The following is a 15,570-nucleotide window of genomic DNA, read 5'->3' on the forward strand; positions in this document are numbered from 1 at the left end:
GGACCGACCGGACCCTCCGGCCCTCCCGGACCAGCAGGACCGGCCGGAGTCGACGGCGCGACAGGAGCAGCAGGCGCGCCCGGCGCACCCGGACCGGCCGGAGCGACCGGCGCCACCGGAGCAACCGGCCCCGTCGGACCGGCAGGACCCGCAGGACCGACGGGAACGACCGGCCCGGCGGGACCTGAAGGACCGGCCGGAGCCACCGGAGCGACCGGCGCCACAGGTGCGGCGGGACCCGCCGGACCGGAAGGAGCGGCGGGACCGACCGGACCCTCCGGCCCTCCCGGACCAGCAGGACCGGCCGGAGTCGACGGCGCAACAGGAGCAGCAGGCGCGCCCGGCGCACCCGGACCAGCGGGAGCCACCGGCGCCACCGGAGCAACCGGCCCCGTCGGACCGGCAGGACCCGCAGGACCGGCAGGACCCGCAGGACCGGTGGGAGCCACCGGAGCGACCGGAGCCACCGGACCGGCGGGACCGAGCACCCTGGTCACCAGGACGGTCGTGCCGGGGGCACCGACACCCGTTCCCCCTGGCACGACGGTGCCCATTCTCGGTGGCATCTGCCCGGTGGGCACGCTCGCCGTCAGCGGAGAATGGATCGGCAGCGCCCTGGGGGTCGACGTGGTCGCCAACCAGTCGCTGCTCACCAACCAGTGGAGTACGACCTTCGCCAACGGCGGCGTTCTCACGCCCACCGTGACTGTCTCCTCCTCGTGCGTGGGACCTGCCTAGGCGCCGGCGCTTTCCGAGGTGGCACGTGCTTCGACGGCACGTCCAGGAGTTCCCCGAGAACGTGATCGAGTCATGTGAATCGCGTTGACGGGACACCCGGACGCGACCGGGATTCGTCCGGACGCCGCTAGGCGCCCTCGAATCGCGCCGCCGTTCGCGGGTGGCGGGGCTCTTGATGGGGCCGCGATCGATCGAGATCGCTTCCATCGAGGGCCTCGCCACCTGTTCGTCCGTGACACACGGATCGGCTTCCCTGTACGGCGAGCCGACGATCCCTGCGATCCCTGCGACCCCGGTGACACCCGCCCTCCGGCTCATGGCAGGGCACCCCGGGTCGTAGCCGGGCACCCCGATCCCTGGCCGGGCACCCAGGCCCGCCGGAAGCCCACCGGAAGCCCGCCGGTCGCACCGGTCCGGAGCGACTCCCGGTGCCGCGCGAGCGGCAAGAGCATCCCATCGAGACGAGAACCCGGCATGGAGAAACCGGTGGGGAAACCGCGTCGGCTCCATCACGGAGCATGATCCAAAAACTGTTCGGAAGTCGTCCACGCCACCAGGAACCCACAATTCTGACATACAGCCCAATAAGCCAAATTGCGGCTGGCTATATACAGGCACCAAGCTCGACAAGCCGGACATATTCTCGTCGTTGACGAATCCGTTTAAACCTTGTTAACGGAAATTACGCTTTGCCATGTCGATCATCGGGTAACTCCTGCTTGCCGCCACTGTCGCGGTTTAGGAAATCTGATTCCCTGGAATCACAAAAGACATGGAATGCGATGACTTCTAGCGGTAGAAGACGGGCTCCAATTACTGATTTCGGCAAACACGCTCGAAATTTGTCCGTCGCAACAACAGCAATCGGTGCCATCCTGGCGCTTTCCTGCCAGACTCCGGCCAGCGCCGCCATCGACACCACGGGCACTGTCCTCACCACACAGGACAGCGACATCAAGGCCGCTCCGGCCCGCATGGCGACCGGCATTTTCGACAGCTCGCGAATCTACGCGATGGGGACCACCGCACGGGGAAATTGCAAGTGCCAGGGAAAGCACTGCAAATGCGACCGTGATCGTCTCGGCAAAGGTGACCGTGGCAGCGGGAAGGGACTTCGGGAGGTCGGGCCGCAGGGAACCGGGCTGCAGGAATCCGCGAGCTCTACCGGTCTGGCTGCTTTCCAGGAGCCCGGTCCCCCCGGCCCTCCCGGCCCGGCGGGTCCGGCGGGACCGCCCGGCGCACCGGGCCCGGCGGGCTCCACGGGAGCGGCCGGCCCGGCCGGCCCGACAGGAGCGACCGGAGGAACGGGCGCCACCGGCGCGCCCGGCGTGGCGGGCGCACCGGGCCCGGCGGGCGCGCTGGGAGCGACGGGCGCCACGGGCGCTTCGGGCTCACCAGGCCCGGTGGGCAACCCGGGTCCGGCGGGCCCCGCCGGACCGGCAGGACCGACGGGAGCCACCGGAGCGACGGGTAACACGGGACCGGTCGGGCCGACGGGAGCCACCGGAGCCGCAGGACCGGCAGGACCCGCGGGACCGATCGGGCCCATCGGCCCGATCGGGGTCACCGGGGCCGTGGGACCGGCAGGTCCCGCAGGACCCGCGGGAGGCACCGGAGCCGCAGGACCCGCCGGACCCATCGGCCCGGCAGGACCCGCGGGACCCATCGGCCCGGCCGGGACAACGGGCGCGGCGGGACCGGCAGGACCCGCGGGACCGGCCGGTCCCGCGGGAGGCACCGGAGCCGCGGGACCCGCCGGACCGGCGGGACCGATCGGGCCCATCGGCCCGATCGGACCCATCGGCGCGACCGGAGCCACCGGGGCCACCGGAGCCGTCGGACCCATCGGCCCGATAGGCCCGATCGGGGCCACCGGAGCCGTCGGAGCCACCGGCGCGACCGGAGCCGCAGGACCCGCGGGACCCATCGGCCCGGCGGGACCCGCAGGACCGGCGGGAGGCACCGGAGCCGCAGGACCGGCAGGACCGGCAGGACCCGCGGGACCGATCGGACCCATCGGCCCGATCGGCCCGACCGGAGCCACCGGAGCCGTCGGAGCGACAGGCGCCACCGGGCCCATCGGCCCCATCGGCCCGATCGGGGCCACCGGTGCGACCGGAGCCACCGGCGCCACCGGAACCACGGGACCCGCGGGACCCATCGGCCCGGCGGGACCCGCGGGACCGATCGGAGCGACAGGCGCGACCGGCGCCACGGGAGCCACCGGACCGGTCGGACCCCTCGGCCCCACCGGGGCGACCGGATCCACCGGAGCCCCGGGACCCGCCGGAGTACCGGGAGCAGCGGGTCCGACAGGCCCCGCGGGACCTCCGGGAGCCACCGGACCGGTCGGACCGACCGGATCCACCGGCGCCGCGGGCCTTCCGGGCGCGCCCGGACCGGCCGGAGCCACCGGATCCACCGGAGCGACCGGTCCCGCCGGGCCGACCGGGCCCGCGGGACCCACGGGACCCGTCGGACCTCTGGCACCGCCGTCCGCCGTGGCCGTGGACTTCCTGCTTCTCGACCCGATCACCACGTCGGTCAGGAACGACGGGACGACACAGGTCCGCGACCCGCGGACGACACCGCCCTGGCACAGCATCTCGACGCTCGCCGGCTATCCGGCCGGTGTGGTGGACGTCGGCACGGCGGTGGTCGTGGACGGCGCGCTTCCGTACCTCAACGTCACGGTTCAGAGTGCGACCGGTTCGGTGGCCCGGACGAGGTGTCTCCTCGGGCTTCCGATTCCGGTCCTGGGAGGCTTCTTCGCTCCCGGAGCGCCCCTCGGGCCTCCCGCCTACCCGGCGAACTGCGACAACTTCGTCAACATAACGCCGCCGCTCTAAGAATTCCTGGAGCATGACGGGGTGAAACAGAATGCCGTGCCCGGCTTGAAGCCGGGCACGGCATTCGTCTTTTCGCCTCCGTCGCACACCTGGTCACGCGTCATCCCCGGGCATTGTCCGGCCGAATGGAGTGACGCGGCTCGCGAATTCCCCGACCCGCCGCCCTTTTGTTCTTGCGGTGAACGAGAGCGGGCATAGAATATCGGGGATCGCATCTGGGAGTCGGGGGATGTTCCCATGCGCGTGGTCCGCGACCGGTCCCGACCGTCCACCGAATCGGGTGATCCGAGAGCCGTCCACCGGCGAACCCGCCATGGTCTCCTCTCCCGCTCCGGAAAAGGAGCACCATGCCGCCGGTCCTGCCGTTCACGGCCTCGGCCGTCCTGGCCCTCGGGCTCGTCGTCCCCACCGCCCCGCTCCCCGCGTCGGACCGGCTGATCGCGCTGCGGATGGCGGGCCTGGACATCACCGTCCCCGCCTCGGTGAACCTCGGCGGCGCCCGGATGAACGGCACGATCAGCGCCCACCTCGGCACGGTCACGGTGGTCGACAGCAGGTTGCTCCTGGCCAGCTGGGTGGCGACCGTGTCGGCGACCGACTTCACCAGGACCGGCTCCCCCGCGGCGGTCATCGGCAAGGCCCGGGTCTCCTACTGGTCGGGCCCGGTCACCGCCGCGGTGGGCATCGCCGTACGGACACCCGGGCAGCCCACCGCCGCGGCGGCGCAGAGCCTCTCGTCGTCGCGCACCGCGTTCACCAAGCAGCTGGGGGTTCTCGGCACCTCCACCAGCTGGAACCCCACCCTCATCGTGTCGGTCCCCGACTTCGCCGTCGCGGGCACCTACACGGGCACGGTGACGCACTCCGTGGTCTAGCGCCCGGAAGCCGTCTGCGGATCCGCCCCGGGTTCCGGCGCCGGCTCGCGGACGCCTTTCCGGTCTCCCGTGGCGCGAGCACCGGCTCACCCTTCCGGCGGCCCCGCGACGGCACCGGATCGCCGTCGTACGAACCCGTAGGTCCCGGTTCTCTCCGGCCGGGGCGCGTCAGTTCCTGACGAGGACCAGCTGCGCGGGGTCCTCGCCGGGCAGCGGGACGCCGAGGCGCCGTCTGGCGGCGACGGCGCGGTGCGCGGCGGCGCACGCGTTCGCGCCCAGCGCGACGACGACGAGCAGGCCGAGGCGGAGCAGGTCCGGCCGGCCGAAGCTGAGCTCCCCGGCGGCGTTGACCAGGAATCCGGTGCAGAAGAACCACGCCATGACGGCCGTGGCCAGCGCGACCCCGGCGCGGACCCCGCGGGCGGCGTGGGCGCACACGACGATCGCCATGATCAGCACGCGGCCGGTGACCTCCGCCGGGGCGAGGAGCAGCGAGGCGCCCGCGGCCGCGGCGACGACGGCGACGAACCCTCCGGCGAGCGAGAATCCCACCGGTTCGGTGCCGAACACCGCGACCACCCCTTTTCGCAAGGCTGACATCTGTCGCGGAGCAGGCATTTGCCGGAGGGGGCTGAACTCCGCCCCTCCATGAAACACCGGGAAACGCTCACGGGCCTATGCCGATATGTTTTCTTCACCCTTTCCCTACGTTCATTTGCGCCGTTCCCCACCTTTCGCGGGACTGTGGGCCCCCTCCTACAGGCCCACGTCGCGGCGCATCAGGTCCTGCTCCATCTCCCTGCGGACGAGCAGCCTCGCCCGGCCGTCGCGCACGGCGACGACCGGGGGCCGGCCCATGAGGTTGTAGGTCGAGGCCATCGAGTGGTGGTAGGCCCCGGTGGCGGCCAGCGCGACGAGGTCCCCCGGGCGCAGGTCGGCGGGGAGCGGGACGTCCTCCGCGATCGTGTCGCCCGTCTCGCAGTGGTGGCCGACGACCGTGAACGGGCGCGGCCCCTCGCGGGAGACACGCCCGGCGAGCCGTACGGTGTAGCGCGACCCGTACAGGGCGGGGCGGGGGTTGTCGCTCATCCCGCCGTCGACGGCGACGAACGTCCGCGAGCCCCCGCGCTTGACGGCGACGACGCGGTAGAGCGTGGTCCCCGCGGTACCGGCGATCGCCCGGCCGGGCTCCACGATGAGCCGGGGCACCGGCAGGCCGAACCCGGCGGCCCGCTCCGTGATCGCGGTGACGACCGCGTCCGCGAAACGCTCCGGGCCGAGCCCCTCCGCACCCGGCAGGTACGCGATGCCGTGCCCGCCGCCCAGGTCGAGCTCGGGCAGGACCACGCCGTGGGTGTCGCGGATCCGGGCCATCTCGCCGACCAGGATCCTGGCCGCCCGCTCGTACGGCTCGACGTCGTCGATCTGCGAGCCCAGGTGGCAGTGGAGCCCGGCCAGTTCGAGCCGGGGCTGGTGCAGGACCCTCGCCACGGCGTCCCCCGCGGCACCGCTCACGATGGACAGGCCGAACTTCTGGTCCTCGCCCGCGGTACGGATCTTGGGGTGGGCGCCCGCCTCGATGTCGGGCGTCACCCGGACCAGCACCTTCTGGCGACGGTCGATCGGGACGAGCGCGGCGAGCCTGTTGATCTCGCCGACGTTGTCCACCACGATCCTGCCGACCCCCTCGTCCACCGCCCTGCGCAGCTCGGCGGGCGTCTTCGCGTTGCCGTGCATGATGATCCGCTTCGCGGGGAACCCGGCGGACCTGGCGACCGCCAGCTCGCCCGCCGAGCAGACGTCGAGGCTCATCCCCTCGGCCCGCGTCCAGTCGGCCATCGCGCGGCAGAGGAACGCCTTGGCCGCGTACGCGATCTCGGCGTCCGGGAGCGCGGCCCGGTAGGCGCGGCAGCGCAGCCGCACGTCCGTCTCGTCGATCACGTAGCTGGGGGTGCCGAACCGGTGGGCGATCTCGGTGAGGGACACCCCGCCGATCGTGACGTCTCCCTCGGCCGTGACGCGCGTGGTCGCCGACCACGGGGAACCGGCGGCCTCGCCGGGCGCGGTCGCTCCTCGCCCGGGAGAGGCGTCCGCCCTTCGCCCGGGAGAGGCGGGCGCCCTTCGCCCGGGGAGATCACCGGCCTTCCCGGGGAGATCGCCGGCTCTCCGGCCGGGGAGATCGGTGGCCCCTCGCCCGGGAGAGGTGGTCGCGCTCCGGCCGGGGAGGCCGGTGGCGGGGGCCGGGACCCCGGGATCCCGGCGTACGGGTAGCGGCGACGGGGTTCCACCCGCGTGCGAGACGCCCATGCTTCCTCCTGCTTTCGCGGCCTGGCCGGACGGCCGGACACAGGGGACGCTAGGTCGGCGAAGGGCGGATCGGACGCTTCGGGACGAGACCCTGACGCTCCTCCGCCCTACCCTGACACCTCCTTGACGGCCGGACACGGAGCGTGAGGCCGGGAACGCGGAACGTCCCCCCGGCGCGGAGAACCGGCCGGAGGGACGACCGGCAGGTGCGGCCGGAGGGACGTTCGGCAGATGCGGCCGGAAGGATGCCCGGCAGGTGCGGCCGGAAGGACGCCCGGCAGATGCGGCCGGAAGGACGCCCGGCAGATGCGGCCGGAGGGCGCCCGGCAGGTGCCTAGCGGGCGCTTTCCAGGAGCTTCTCGGTGGCGACGAAGCGCACGCAGGTGGCGAGACCGGAGATGGCGAGCTCCAGCTCGTCGAGCTCGGGGTAGGTGGGGGCGATGCGGATGGTGCTGTCGCGGGGATCCGTCGCGTACGGGTGAGTGGCGCCCGCGGGGGTGAGGGCGATGCCCGCCTCTCCCGCCCGCCGCACCACCTCGCGCGCGCAGCCCTCCAGCACGTCGAGGCTGATGAAGTAACCGCCCTCGGGGCTGGACCAGGTCGCCAGGCCGCTGCCGCCCAGCTCCTTCGTGAGGATCGTCTCGACCGCGTCGAACTTCGGCCGGAGCAGCTCCCGGTGCCGGCGCATGTGCTCGGCCAGGCCGTTCTCGTCGCGCAGGAACTCCACGTGGCGGAGGTGGTTGAGCTTGTCGGGGCCGATGGTGCGCTTGGCGGTGTTCCCGAGCAGCCAGGCCACGTTGGCCGGGGACGACCCGAAGAAGGAGACGCCGGAACCGGCGAAGGTGATCTTCGAGGTGGAGCCGAAGACGAAGACGCGGTCGGGGTTGCCGTTCTCCGCGCACAGCGCCAGGACGTCGGCGATCTCCACGGGCGTGTCGGTCAGGTGGTGCACGGCGTAGGCGTTGTCCCAGAAGATCCGGAAGTCCGGGGCGGCGGTCGGCATCGCGGCCAGGCGCCGCACCGTCTCGTCGCCGTAGGAGACGCCGCCGGGGTTGCTGTACTTGGGCACGCACCAGATGCCCTTGACCTGGGGGTCGTCGAGCACGAGACGCTCCACGACGTCCATGTCCGGCCCCTCGGCGTTCATCGGCACCGGGATCAGCTCGATGCCGAACCGCTCGCACAGGGCGAAGTGGCGGTCGTACCCGGGAACCGGGCACAGGAACGCGATCCGCGGCTCGTCGGCCCAGCGGCGCTCGGCACCGGGCAGCGTCCCGAGCAGGGCGTGGACGATCGAGTCGTGCATCAGCGAGAGGCTGGAGTTGTCGGCGGCGACGAGCTGCGCGGCGGGCACCTGCAGCGGGCCGCTGAAGATCTCCCTGAGCTCGGCCAGACCCTGGAGCCCGCCGTAGTTGCGGCAGTCGGTGCCGTCCGCGGCGGTGTGACCGCCGGGCAGGTCCAGCAGCCCCTCGGAGAGGTCGAGCTGCCGCGCCGACGGCTTGCCCCGCGTCAGGTCGAGGGACAGACCGCGCCGGACGAGCGCGTCGTAATCGCGCTGGGCGGCGTCCCGCCGGGCGGTCAGCTCGTCGATGGTGAGGGCCGGAGAGGTCACGGTGGTTCCTTCGCCTGCTGGTGTTCGGCTCCGGAGACGGTCGGCGCCCGGCTGGGAAGACGGTTGTGGAACGGCTCCGAAGGTGGCCTGGTCGACTTCGAAGAATAGAAGACCACGCCACCCGACCGGAAGCCGGGCCACTCGCGCCGCGTCGTCCCGATCGGGAGACGGACCGCTCGCGTCGCGTCGTCCCGATAGGGAGACGGACCGCTCACGTCACGCTGTCCCGAGCGGGAGACGGGCACTCACGTCACACCGGCCCGAGCGGAAGCCGAGCACTCACGTCACACCGGTCCGAGCGGAAGCCGGGCCGCTCGTGTCACGCTGTCCCCGACCGGAAGCCGGGCACTCACGTCACACCCGCCCGAGCGGGAGGCGGGCCGCTCGTGTCACGCTGTCCCCGCCGATTCGACGCCCGTCCGTGCGCGTCATGCGACCGGCTCGCCATACGATCACCGTATGGCGGAGGTCATGGTACGTGACGGAACCTGGACGTTCGACGGCGAGATCCTGCGGATCGTCCCCGGCCGCGACCGGAGCGTGAAGAAACTGCGGCAGCTGCTGGGCGAGGTGCGGGTGCCGCTGGAGGCGGTGGCCGGCATCGCGTACGAGCCCGGCAAGAAGGGCGGCAGGCTGCGGCTGCGGCTGCGCGAGGGCGCCGACCCGTTCAACCAGGCGGCGGGCGGGCGGATCCCCGACGCCGCCGATCCCTACCAGCTGGTCGTGGACGCCGACCGCACCGGCGCCGCCGGGTACTTCGTCGACGCGGTGCGCAACGCGCTGGTGATCGAGCAGGTGCCGGACGGTCCCTCGGAGCGCTACCTCATGCCGGGCCCGGCGCTGCCCGTGGTGGTTCCGGCGGGCGACGGCACGGCGACGTTCGACGGCGAGTCGCTCCGCCTCGAATGGAGCTGGTCGACGGAGGAGGGCAAGAAGTCGGCCGGTCCCCAGCGGCTCGCGCTGAAGGACCTGGACGGCGTGGAGTGGTTCCCGGCCTCGGGCCTGGAGAACGGCTACCTCCGCTTCCAGGTGAAAGGCGCGGCACCGCACAAGCTCGCCCCCAAGCACGACCCGAACTGCCTGGTCCTGTGGGGCTTCGACAAGGAGACCCGCACGACGGCGCTGCTCGTCGCCGCGATCGTCGCCAGGCTGCCGCACCCCTCGGGCGTTCAACCGGCCCCCGCCGGGGAGCCCCCGGCGATCGAGGCCGCCGCGGCACCCGCGACACCCGCGTCCCCCTCCGGCGGCGACGACCCCGACTCGCTCCTGCGCCGCCTGCGCGAGCTCGGCGACCTGCACAGGGACGGCATCCTCACCGACGAGGAGTTCACCACCGCCAAACAGTCCCTGCTCCGCCGCTTCTGAGCGACGTCTGCCTCTGAGCGACCTCCGCCTCTGAGCGACTCCCACTTCCGACCGCGCCCTGCTTCTGACCGCGCTCCGGTTCTGGCCGCGTCCTGCTTCTACCGCGCCCTGCCTCCGGACGGCGTCTGCCTCCGGACGGTCCCGCTCTTCGGCGACCCCCGCCCCTCAGCGGTCCCGTCGCCGGACGGCCCTCGCCTTCGAGCGGTCGCCGAAGGTCAGCGGCACTGGGCGAGCATGACGGTCTTGTCCGCGCGGGTGACCGGCAGGTTGTACTTCAGGGCCACCTGGGCGAAGCGGACGACATAGGCGCAGCGGACCCCGCGTACGGGAGGGAGCCAGGACGCCGGTCCCGAGCCGCCCTTGGCCTCGTTGGCGTCGCCGTACACCGGGAGGAGGTTGAGCGGGTCGTTGGCGATGCGCTTCCGCTTGGACAGCGGCCAGCGGGAGGCGCCCATCCGCCACTCGTAGGACAGCGGGACCACGTGGTCGACCTGGATCTCGTCGGAGCGCTTCTTGGTCCAGCGGACGATCCGGCCGGTGTAGGGGTCGCGCAACTTCATGGAGACCACCACGCAGTCGGATCCGCGGCGGTAGCGCACGTCCTCGCCGTCGCGGGCCAGCAGGTCGTCGCGGGTACGGCAGCCGTTGCGCGCGTACGGCACCCCCCTGGCGGTGTCGGCCCAGTCCTCGCCGAACCTGGCCCGGCTGTAACCGGCCTTTGAACCCATCGGCCTGACCTTGAGCCTGCCGATCAGCCTGACGGCGGTGCCCCGGTCTCCGGTCGACCTGACGGGCGCCAGGCCGGGGCCCACGCCGTCCGGGTTGTCCAGGGGCGCGACCCGGGCCGGAGCGGCCCTCGCACGCGTGTCGTCGTGCGTCGACAGTGAGAAGAGCACCGCGGCGCCGAGCATCACGGTGACCACCCCCCGCGTGCTCACCCATGCCTCCAGAAGGGTCTACAGGCTCATGCTTGACCGATTCCCGGTCATCCCGCGGTTGACACGGGGGTGTCCGCTGGTTGAGACCGTACCCGGAGGGCGGCCGGCCGGGGTGGAAAGCGGTCAGGGCGGAAACCGGTCAAGGCTGGAAGCGACCAGGACGGAAACCGGTCAGGACTGGAAGCGACCAGGACGGAAACCGGCCAGGGCTGGAAGCGGTCAGAACGAGAAGCGACCAGGACGAGAAGCGGTCAGGGCTGGAAGCGGTAGCCCATGCCAGGCTCGGTGAGCAGGTGGACCGGGTGGGCGGGGTCGCGCTCCAGCTTCTTGCGCATCTGGGCCATGTACTGGCGAAGATAGTTGGTCTCCTTGCTGTACGCGGCGCCCCAGACCTCGTTCAGCAGGCGGCGCTGGGTGATCAGCTTGCCGGGGTTGCGGACCAGGATCTCCAGCAGGCGCCACTCGGTGGGGGTGAGCCGCACGCCGCCGGAGACGGTCTTGCCCGCCAGGTCCACCTCGTGCTCGCCGATCACGAACCTGGCCGGTTCCTCCTCGGTGACCGAGGCGCGACGCGACACCGCGCGGATCCTGGCGAGCAGCTCGTCGACGCCGAACGGCTTGATGACGTAGTCGTCCGCGCCCGCGTCCAGGGCCTCCACCTTGTCGCGGCCCTCGGCCCTGCCGGACAGCACGATGATCGGGACGGTGGTCCAGCCGCGCAGCCCGTGGATGACGTCCACCCCGTCCATGTCGGGCAGGCCGAGGTCGAGCACGACCAGGTCGGGGTGCCGGTCGGCCGCCTGGCGCAGGGCGGCGGCGCCGTCGGCGGCCACGGCCACCTCGTACCCCCGGGCGGCCAGGTTGATCCGCAGCGCCCGCAGGAGCTGGGGTTCGTCGTCGACGACGAGGATGCGCGTCACGGGTCCTCCACGGGTACGGGCGCGGCCCGGTGCCGCGGGAAGACGGGCAGGGTGAGGACCATGGTGAGGCCCCCGCCCGGTGTCTCGTCCGGAACGAGGGTGCCGCCCATCGCCTCCGCCAGCCCCCGGGAGAGCGCGAGGCCGAGACCGACACCGGTGGCGTTGTCGCGGTCGCCGAGCCGCTGGAAGGGCATGAAGACCCGGTCGCGCGACTCCTCGGGGATCCCCGGCCCCCGGTCGACGACCCTGATCTCCACATGTCCGCCGCCGTCACCGCCATCGCTGTCGTCACCGCCGTCGTCCACGCTGGCGCCGACCAGCACGGCGACGCCCGGCGGGCTGTAGCGGACGGCGTTGGAGACGAGGTTGACCAGTACGCGTTCGAGCAGCGCGGGGTCGGCGGCGATCTCGGGGAGATCCTCGGGCAGGCGGTTCAGCACCCGGTCGTAGGGCGGGCCCAGCTCGTCGACGACCCGGGGGACGATGTCCTCGAGCGCCGTCGGCTGGAGCGTCAGCCCGAGCACGCCCGCCTGCAGGCGGCTCATGTCGAGCAGGTTGACGACCAGGCGGTTCAGCTTGACCAGGGACTCGTCGGCCGTGGCGAGCAGTTCCGCCCTGTCCTCCGGCGACCAGTCGACGTCGGTGGCGCGCAGGCCCTCCACGGCGGCCCTCGCCGAGGCGAGCGGGGTGCGCAGGTCGTGGCTGACCGCGGCGAGCAGCGCGGTACGCATCCTGTCGGCCTCGGCGAGCGGGCGCAGCCGCCCCGCCTGCTCGGCGAGACGCTGGTGGCGCAGCGCCACCGCAGCCTCGGCCGCGAACGCCTCCAGCACCCTGCGGCCGGACGTGCCGGGCAGCCACCCGCGTACGGCCAGCACCAGGTCGTCGTCGACGACCACGTCGGTGTCGGCGACACCGGGACGGGTGGACGGCTCCCCACCCCCGGTCGCCACGATCCGCCAGCCGTCCGAACCGTCCGGGCCGTCCGGACCATCCGAACCATCCGGGCCGCCCGGACCCTCCGGATCGCCCGAACTACCCGGAACAGACGAGCCGGACGGACCGTCCGGCCCTCCCGGACCCACCGAACCATCCGAGCCTCCCGGACCAGGCAAGCCGGACGAGCCGGGCGAGCCGTCGGGGCGGCGTTCCAGGCGTTCCAGCAGGGTGACGGAGGCCAGCCCGAAGATCTCCCTGAGCCGGGAGAGCAGGGACGGCAGCGCCGCCTCGCCCCGGAGCACGTATCCGGCGAGGGTCGCCAGCACCTCGGCCTCCGCGCCCGCGAGGGCGGCCTCCCTCGCGCGGCGGGCCGCCAGGCCGACGACCGCGCTCACCATGATCGCGACCAGCACGTAGACGACCAGGGCGAGCAGGTTCTCCGGCCGCGTCACGGCCAGCGAGTGGAACGGCGGCGTGAAGTACCAGTTGAGGAGGGCGAAACCGGCCACCGCCGCGGTGATCGCGGGCCACATGCCACCGGCCATCGCGACGCAGACCACCATCAGCAGGAACAGCAGTATCACGCTCGGCAGCGTCGCGTGATCGAACCCCAGGAGGGCGGCGGTGAGCAGGGGGAGCCCGAGCAACGCCGTACCCCAGCCGGCGAGCCTGCGGGAGCGGGTGAGCGCGGCGCGCGAGGAGCGGCGTCCGCCCCCTCCCGCCTCCTCATGGGTGATCATGTGAACGTCGACGGTCCCCGAGTACGCGGCCGTGGTCACCCCGACCCCCCGGGAGAGGACCCGCGCGAGCCACCCGCGCCGGGAGACCCCCAGCACCAGCTGCGTGGCGTTCACCCGCCGGGAGAACTCCAGCAGCGCCCGCGACACGTTGTCGCCGACCACCTGGTGGTAGCCGCCCCCCAGGCTCTCCACCAGCGCGCGCTGCCGGGCCAGGTGCGCGGGATCGGCGTTCGCCAGCCCGTCGGCCATCGTCACGTGCACCGCCAGCAGGTCCGCCCGCGGGGACCTGGCCGCGATCCGCGCCGCCCGGCGTACCAGGGTCTCCCCCTCCGGGCCCCCCGCCAGCGCCACCACCACCCGCTCCCGGGTCTCCCACACCCCGGCGACGCGGTGTTCCGAGCGGTAGTGGCCGAGGCTGTCGCCGACCTCCCCCGCGACCCACAGCAGCGCCAGCTCGCGCAGCGCCGTCAGGTTGCCCGGCCGGAAGTACCTCGACAGTGCCGCGTCCACCCGCTCCGGCGCGTACACGTTGCCGTGCGCCATCCGGCGGCGCAACGCCTCCGGGTCCATGTCCACCAGCTCCACCTGCCCGTTCCGCCGCACCACCTCGTCGGGCACCGTCTCGCGCTGGACCACCCCGGTGATCTCCTCGACCGCGTCCCCGAGCGACTCCAGGTGCTGGACGTTGAGGGTGGAGACCACGTCGATCCCGGCCTCCAGGATCTCCTCCACGTCCTGCCAGCGCTTGGCGTTGCGCGAGCCCGGCACGTTGGTGTGGGCCAGCTCGTCGACCAGGACGACCCCCGGCCGCCGCGCGACGACGGCGTCCACGTCCAGCTCGGTGAACGCGCTGCCCCGGTGGACGACGCTCGCGCGCGGGACGATCTCCATCCCCTCCAGCAGCTCCTCGACGCGCTCGCGCCCGTGCGTCTCCACCAGCCCGACGACCACGTCGGTGCCGCGCGCCCCGCGCCGGCGCCCCTCGGCCAGCATCGCGAAGGTCTTGCCCACCCCGGGGGCCGCCCCCAGGTAGACGCGCAGCCGTCCGCGTGCCATGCAGCCCGTCCCTCGCCGATCGCCGATCCCCGCCGGATAACCGGGGCTCTCCCCTGAGGCCAGGCTACGGCGGACGGTCTCCCGGCCGATCGGGTGACCCGGGACGGCGGCCGGGTCAGAGCCAGTTGCGCTTCTTGAACGCCCGGTAGAGCAGCACCGTGCCCACGACGATCAGGATCGTGGACGTCCAGAACCCGACCGACTGGGCGAACCCGGGGTAGGGCACGTTCTGCCCGTAGAAACCGGTGATCATCGTGGGCACCGCGATGATGGCCGCCCAGCTGGTGATCTTCTTCATGATGTCGTTGAGCCGGAACCCCTGCTGGTTCATGTGAGCCTCGCGGACGTTGCTCACCAGGTCCTGCAGGGACTCGCTCCACTCCGCGGTGCGCAGGGTGTGGTCGTAGATGTCCTGGTAGTACGGGGTCAGCTTGGGGTCCAGGACGTCCTCCCTGCGCAGCAGGCTGCCCACGACCTCGCGCGTCGGCACCGCCAGCCGCCGGAAGCGCACCAGCTTCTTGTGCATGTCGAAGGTCCGGCGCTGGATGTGCGGCATGTCCCCGGGATTGTCCTGGAAGAGATCGTCCTCCAGCTCCTCGACCCGGTCGTCCACCCCCTGCAGCACGTCGAAGTAGCCGTCCACGATGTAGTCGAGCAGGCCGTGCAGCAGGTACGGCACCCCGAACCTCACCATGGCCGCGTTGGCGTCCCAGCGCCTGATCACCTCGTCGATGTCGAACTCGGGGTTCTCCCGTACGGTGACCAGGGCGTTCTTGGTCGCGAAGATCGAGACCTCGATGAAGTCGATCCCCTTGTCCACCAGCCTCGTCGCGTAGGTGGTGATGAACAGGTGGCTGTCGTAGGTGTCGAGCTTGGGGCGCTGGTGGCTGTGGAGCGCGTCCTCGACCGCGAGGGGGTGCAGGCCCAGCTCCTCGCTGATCTTCGCCAGGTCCGCCTGCGTGGGCGAGCAGAGGTCGAACCAGACGACGGCGGACTCGTCCCCCACGTGCTCGGAGATGTCGTCGATGGGAAAGCCCTCGGCCTCCAGGACGCCGTTGCGATACAGGCGGGTACGGTCCATGGGCGACCACCCTAGACCCGCCGCGACAGGCCGGGAATCTCCGGGTGATCCCCATTTCCGCGTCCGCGCCGGCCGTGATCCCCGTGCCGCCGCGGAGGGGATGACGGCCGGCGTGGGACGCGCGACTCCCCGTGCCGACGGCCGACGCGAGGT

General features: G+C 72.5%; 11 protein-coding genes. 4 read left to right on the forward strand and 7 right to left on the reverse strand.

Annotated elements, in window-relative coordinates:
• Window positions 1-438 precede the first annotated feature (438 nt).
• From ABT053_RS36435 to ABT053_RS36445, 3 genes are all read left to right on the forward strand, one after another.
• Entirely contained in the window at window positions 439-738 is a 300-nt protein-coding gene (locus tag ABT053_RS36435; RefSeq protein WP_350975519.1) for a hypothetical protein, read from the forward strand.
• Between the two features lie 2,507 nt (window positions 739-3,245).
• Window positions 3,246-3,587 (forward strand): hypothetical protein, encoded by a 342-nt coding sequence (locus tag ABT053_RS36440; protein ID WP_350975521.1) that lies wholly within the window; start codon window positions 3,246-3,248, stop codon window positions 3,585-3,587.
• Between the two features lie 347 nt (window positions 3,588-3,934).
• Window positions 3,935-4,462 carry a hypothetical protein gene (locus ABT053_RS36445; protein WP_350975522.1) on the forward strand — a complete coding sequence of 176 codons (528 nt, stop codon included), beginning with the start codon at window positions 3,935-3,937 and terminating at the stop codon, window positions 4,460-4,462.
• Window positions 4,463-4,630: 168 nt separating this feature from the next.
• Here ABT053_RS36445 and ABT053_RS36450 read toward each other — a convergent pair whose 3' ends face one another.
• The 3 genes from ABT053_RS36450 to ABT053_RS36460 all read right to left on the reverse strand — a co-directional run bounded on the left by ABT053_RS36450 (window position 4,631) and on the right by ABT053_RS36460 (window position 8,381).
• On the reverse strand, window positions 4,631-5,053 hold the full coding sequence (locus ABT053_RS36450; RefSeq protein ID WP_350975523.1) for a hypothetical protein: 423 nt from the start codon (window positions 5,051-5,053) through the stop codon (window positions 4,631-4,633).
• A gap of 165 nt (window positions 5,054-5,218) precedes the next feature.
• A complete protein-coding gene (lysA, locus tag ABT053_RS36455) occupies window positions 5,219-6,769 on the reverse strand; it encodes a diaminopimelate decarboxylase (protein ID WP_350975524.1) in 1,551 nt (516 codons plus the stop codon).
• Between the two features lie 334 nt (window positions 6,770-7,103).
• On the reverse strand, window positions 7,104-8,381 hold the full coding sequence (locus ABT053_RS36460; protein WP_350975525.1) for an aspartate aminotransferase type Ic: 1,278 nt from the start codon (window positions 8,379-8,381) through the stop codon (window positions 7,104-7,106).
• 459 nt (window positions 8,382-8,840) lie between these two features.
• Here ABT053_RS36460 and ABT053_RS36465 point away from each other — a divergent pair, with 459 nt between their 5' ends.
• Entirely contained in the window at window positions 8,841-9,746 is a 906-nt protein-coding gene (locus ABT053_RS36465) for a DUF4429 domain-containing protein (RefSeq protein ID WP_350975527.1), read from the forward strand.
• A gap of 215 nt (window positions 9,747-9,961) precedes the next feature.
• Here ABT053_RS36465 and ABT053_RS36470 read toward each other — a convergent pair whose 3' ends face one another.
• From ABT053_RS36470 to ABT053_RS36485, 4 genes are all read right to left on the reverse strand, one after another.
• On the reverse strand, window positions 9,962-10,684 hold the full coding sequence (locus ABT053_RS36470; RefSeq protein ID WP_350975529.1) for an HNH endonuclease family protein: 723 nt from the start codon (window positions 10,682-10,684) through the stop codon (window positions 9,962-9,964).
• A gap of 251 nt (window positions 10,685-10,935) precedes the next feature.
• Entirely contained in the window at window positions 10,936-11,604 is a 669-nt protein-coding gene (locus tag ABT053_RS36475) for a response regulator (protein ID WP_344749791.1), read from the reverse strand.
• Window positions 11,601-14,336 (reverse strand): sensor histidine kinase, encoded by a 2,736-nt coding sequence (locus ABT053_RS36480; RefSeq protein WP_350975531.1) that lies wholly within the window; start codon window positions 14,334-14,336, stop codon window positions 11,601-11,603. The genes ABT053_RS36475 and ABT053_RS36480 overlap by 4 nt, the downstream gene beginning before the upstream one ends.
• Window positions 14,337-14,451: 115 nt before the next feature.
• Entirely contained in the window at window positions 14,452-15,417 is a 966-nt protein-coding gene (locus ABT053_RS36485; RefSeq protein WP_350975532.1) for a magnesium transporter CorA family protein, read from the reverse strand.
• Between the last annotated feature and the right edge of the window lie 153 nt (window positions 15,418-15,570).

The sequence above is a fragment of the Streptosporangium sp. NPDC002524 genome (genome assembly GCF_040295985.1).
In the GTDB taxonomy this organism is placed as follows: Bacteria; Actinomycetota; Actinomycetes; order Streptosporangiales; family Streptosporangiaceae; genus Streptosporangium.

Excerpts from the sequence above, each read along its gene's own strand:
- ABT053_RS36485 (WP_350975532.1), bottom strand. The coding sequence starts at position 15,417 with ATGGACCGTACCCGCCTGTATCGCAACGGCGTCCTGGAGGCCGAGGGC.
- ABT053_RS36465 (WP_350975527.1), top strand. The coding sequence starts at position 8,841 with ATGGCGGAGGTCATGGTACGTGACGGAACCTGGACGTTCGACGGCGAG.
- lysA (WP_350975524.1), bottom strand. The coding sequence starts at position 6,769 with ATGGGCGTCTCGCACGCGGGTGGAACCCCGTCGCCGCTACCCGTACGC.
- ABT053_RS36480 (WP_350975531.1), bottom strand. The coding sequence starts at position 14,336 with ATGGCACGCGGACGGCTGCGCGTCTACCTGGGGGCGGCCCCCGGGGTG.
- ABT053_RS36445 (WP_350975522.1), top strand. The coding sequence starts at position 3,935 with ATGCCGCCGGTCCTGCCGTTCACGGCCTCGGCCGTCCTGGCCCTCGGG.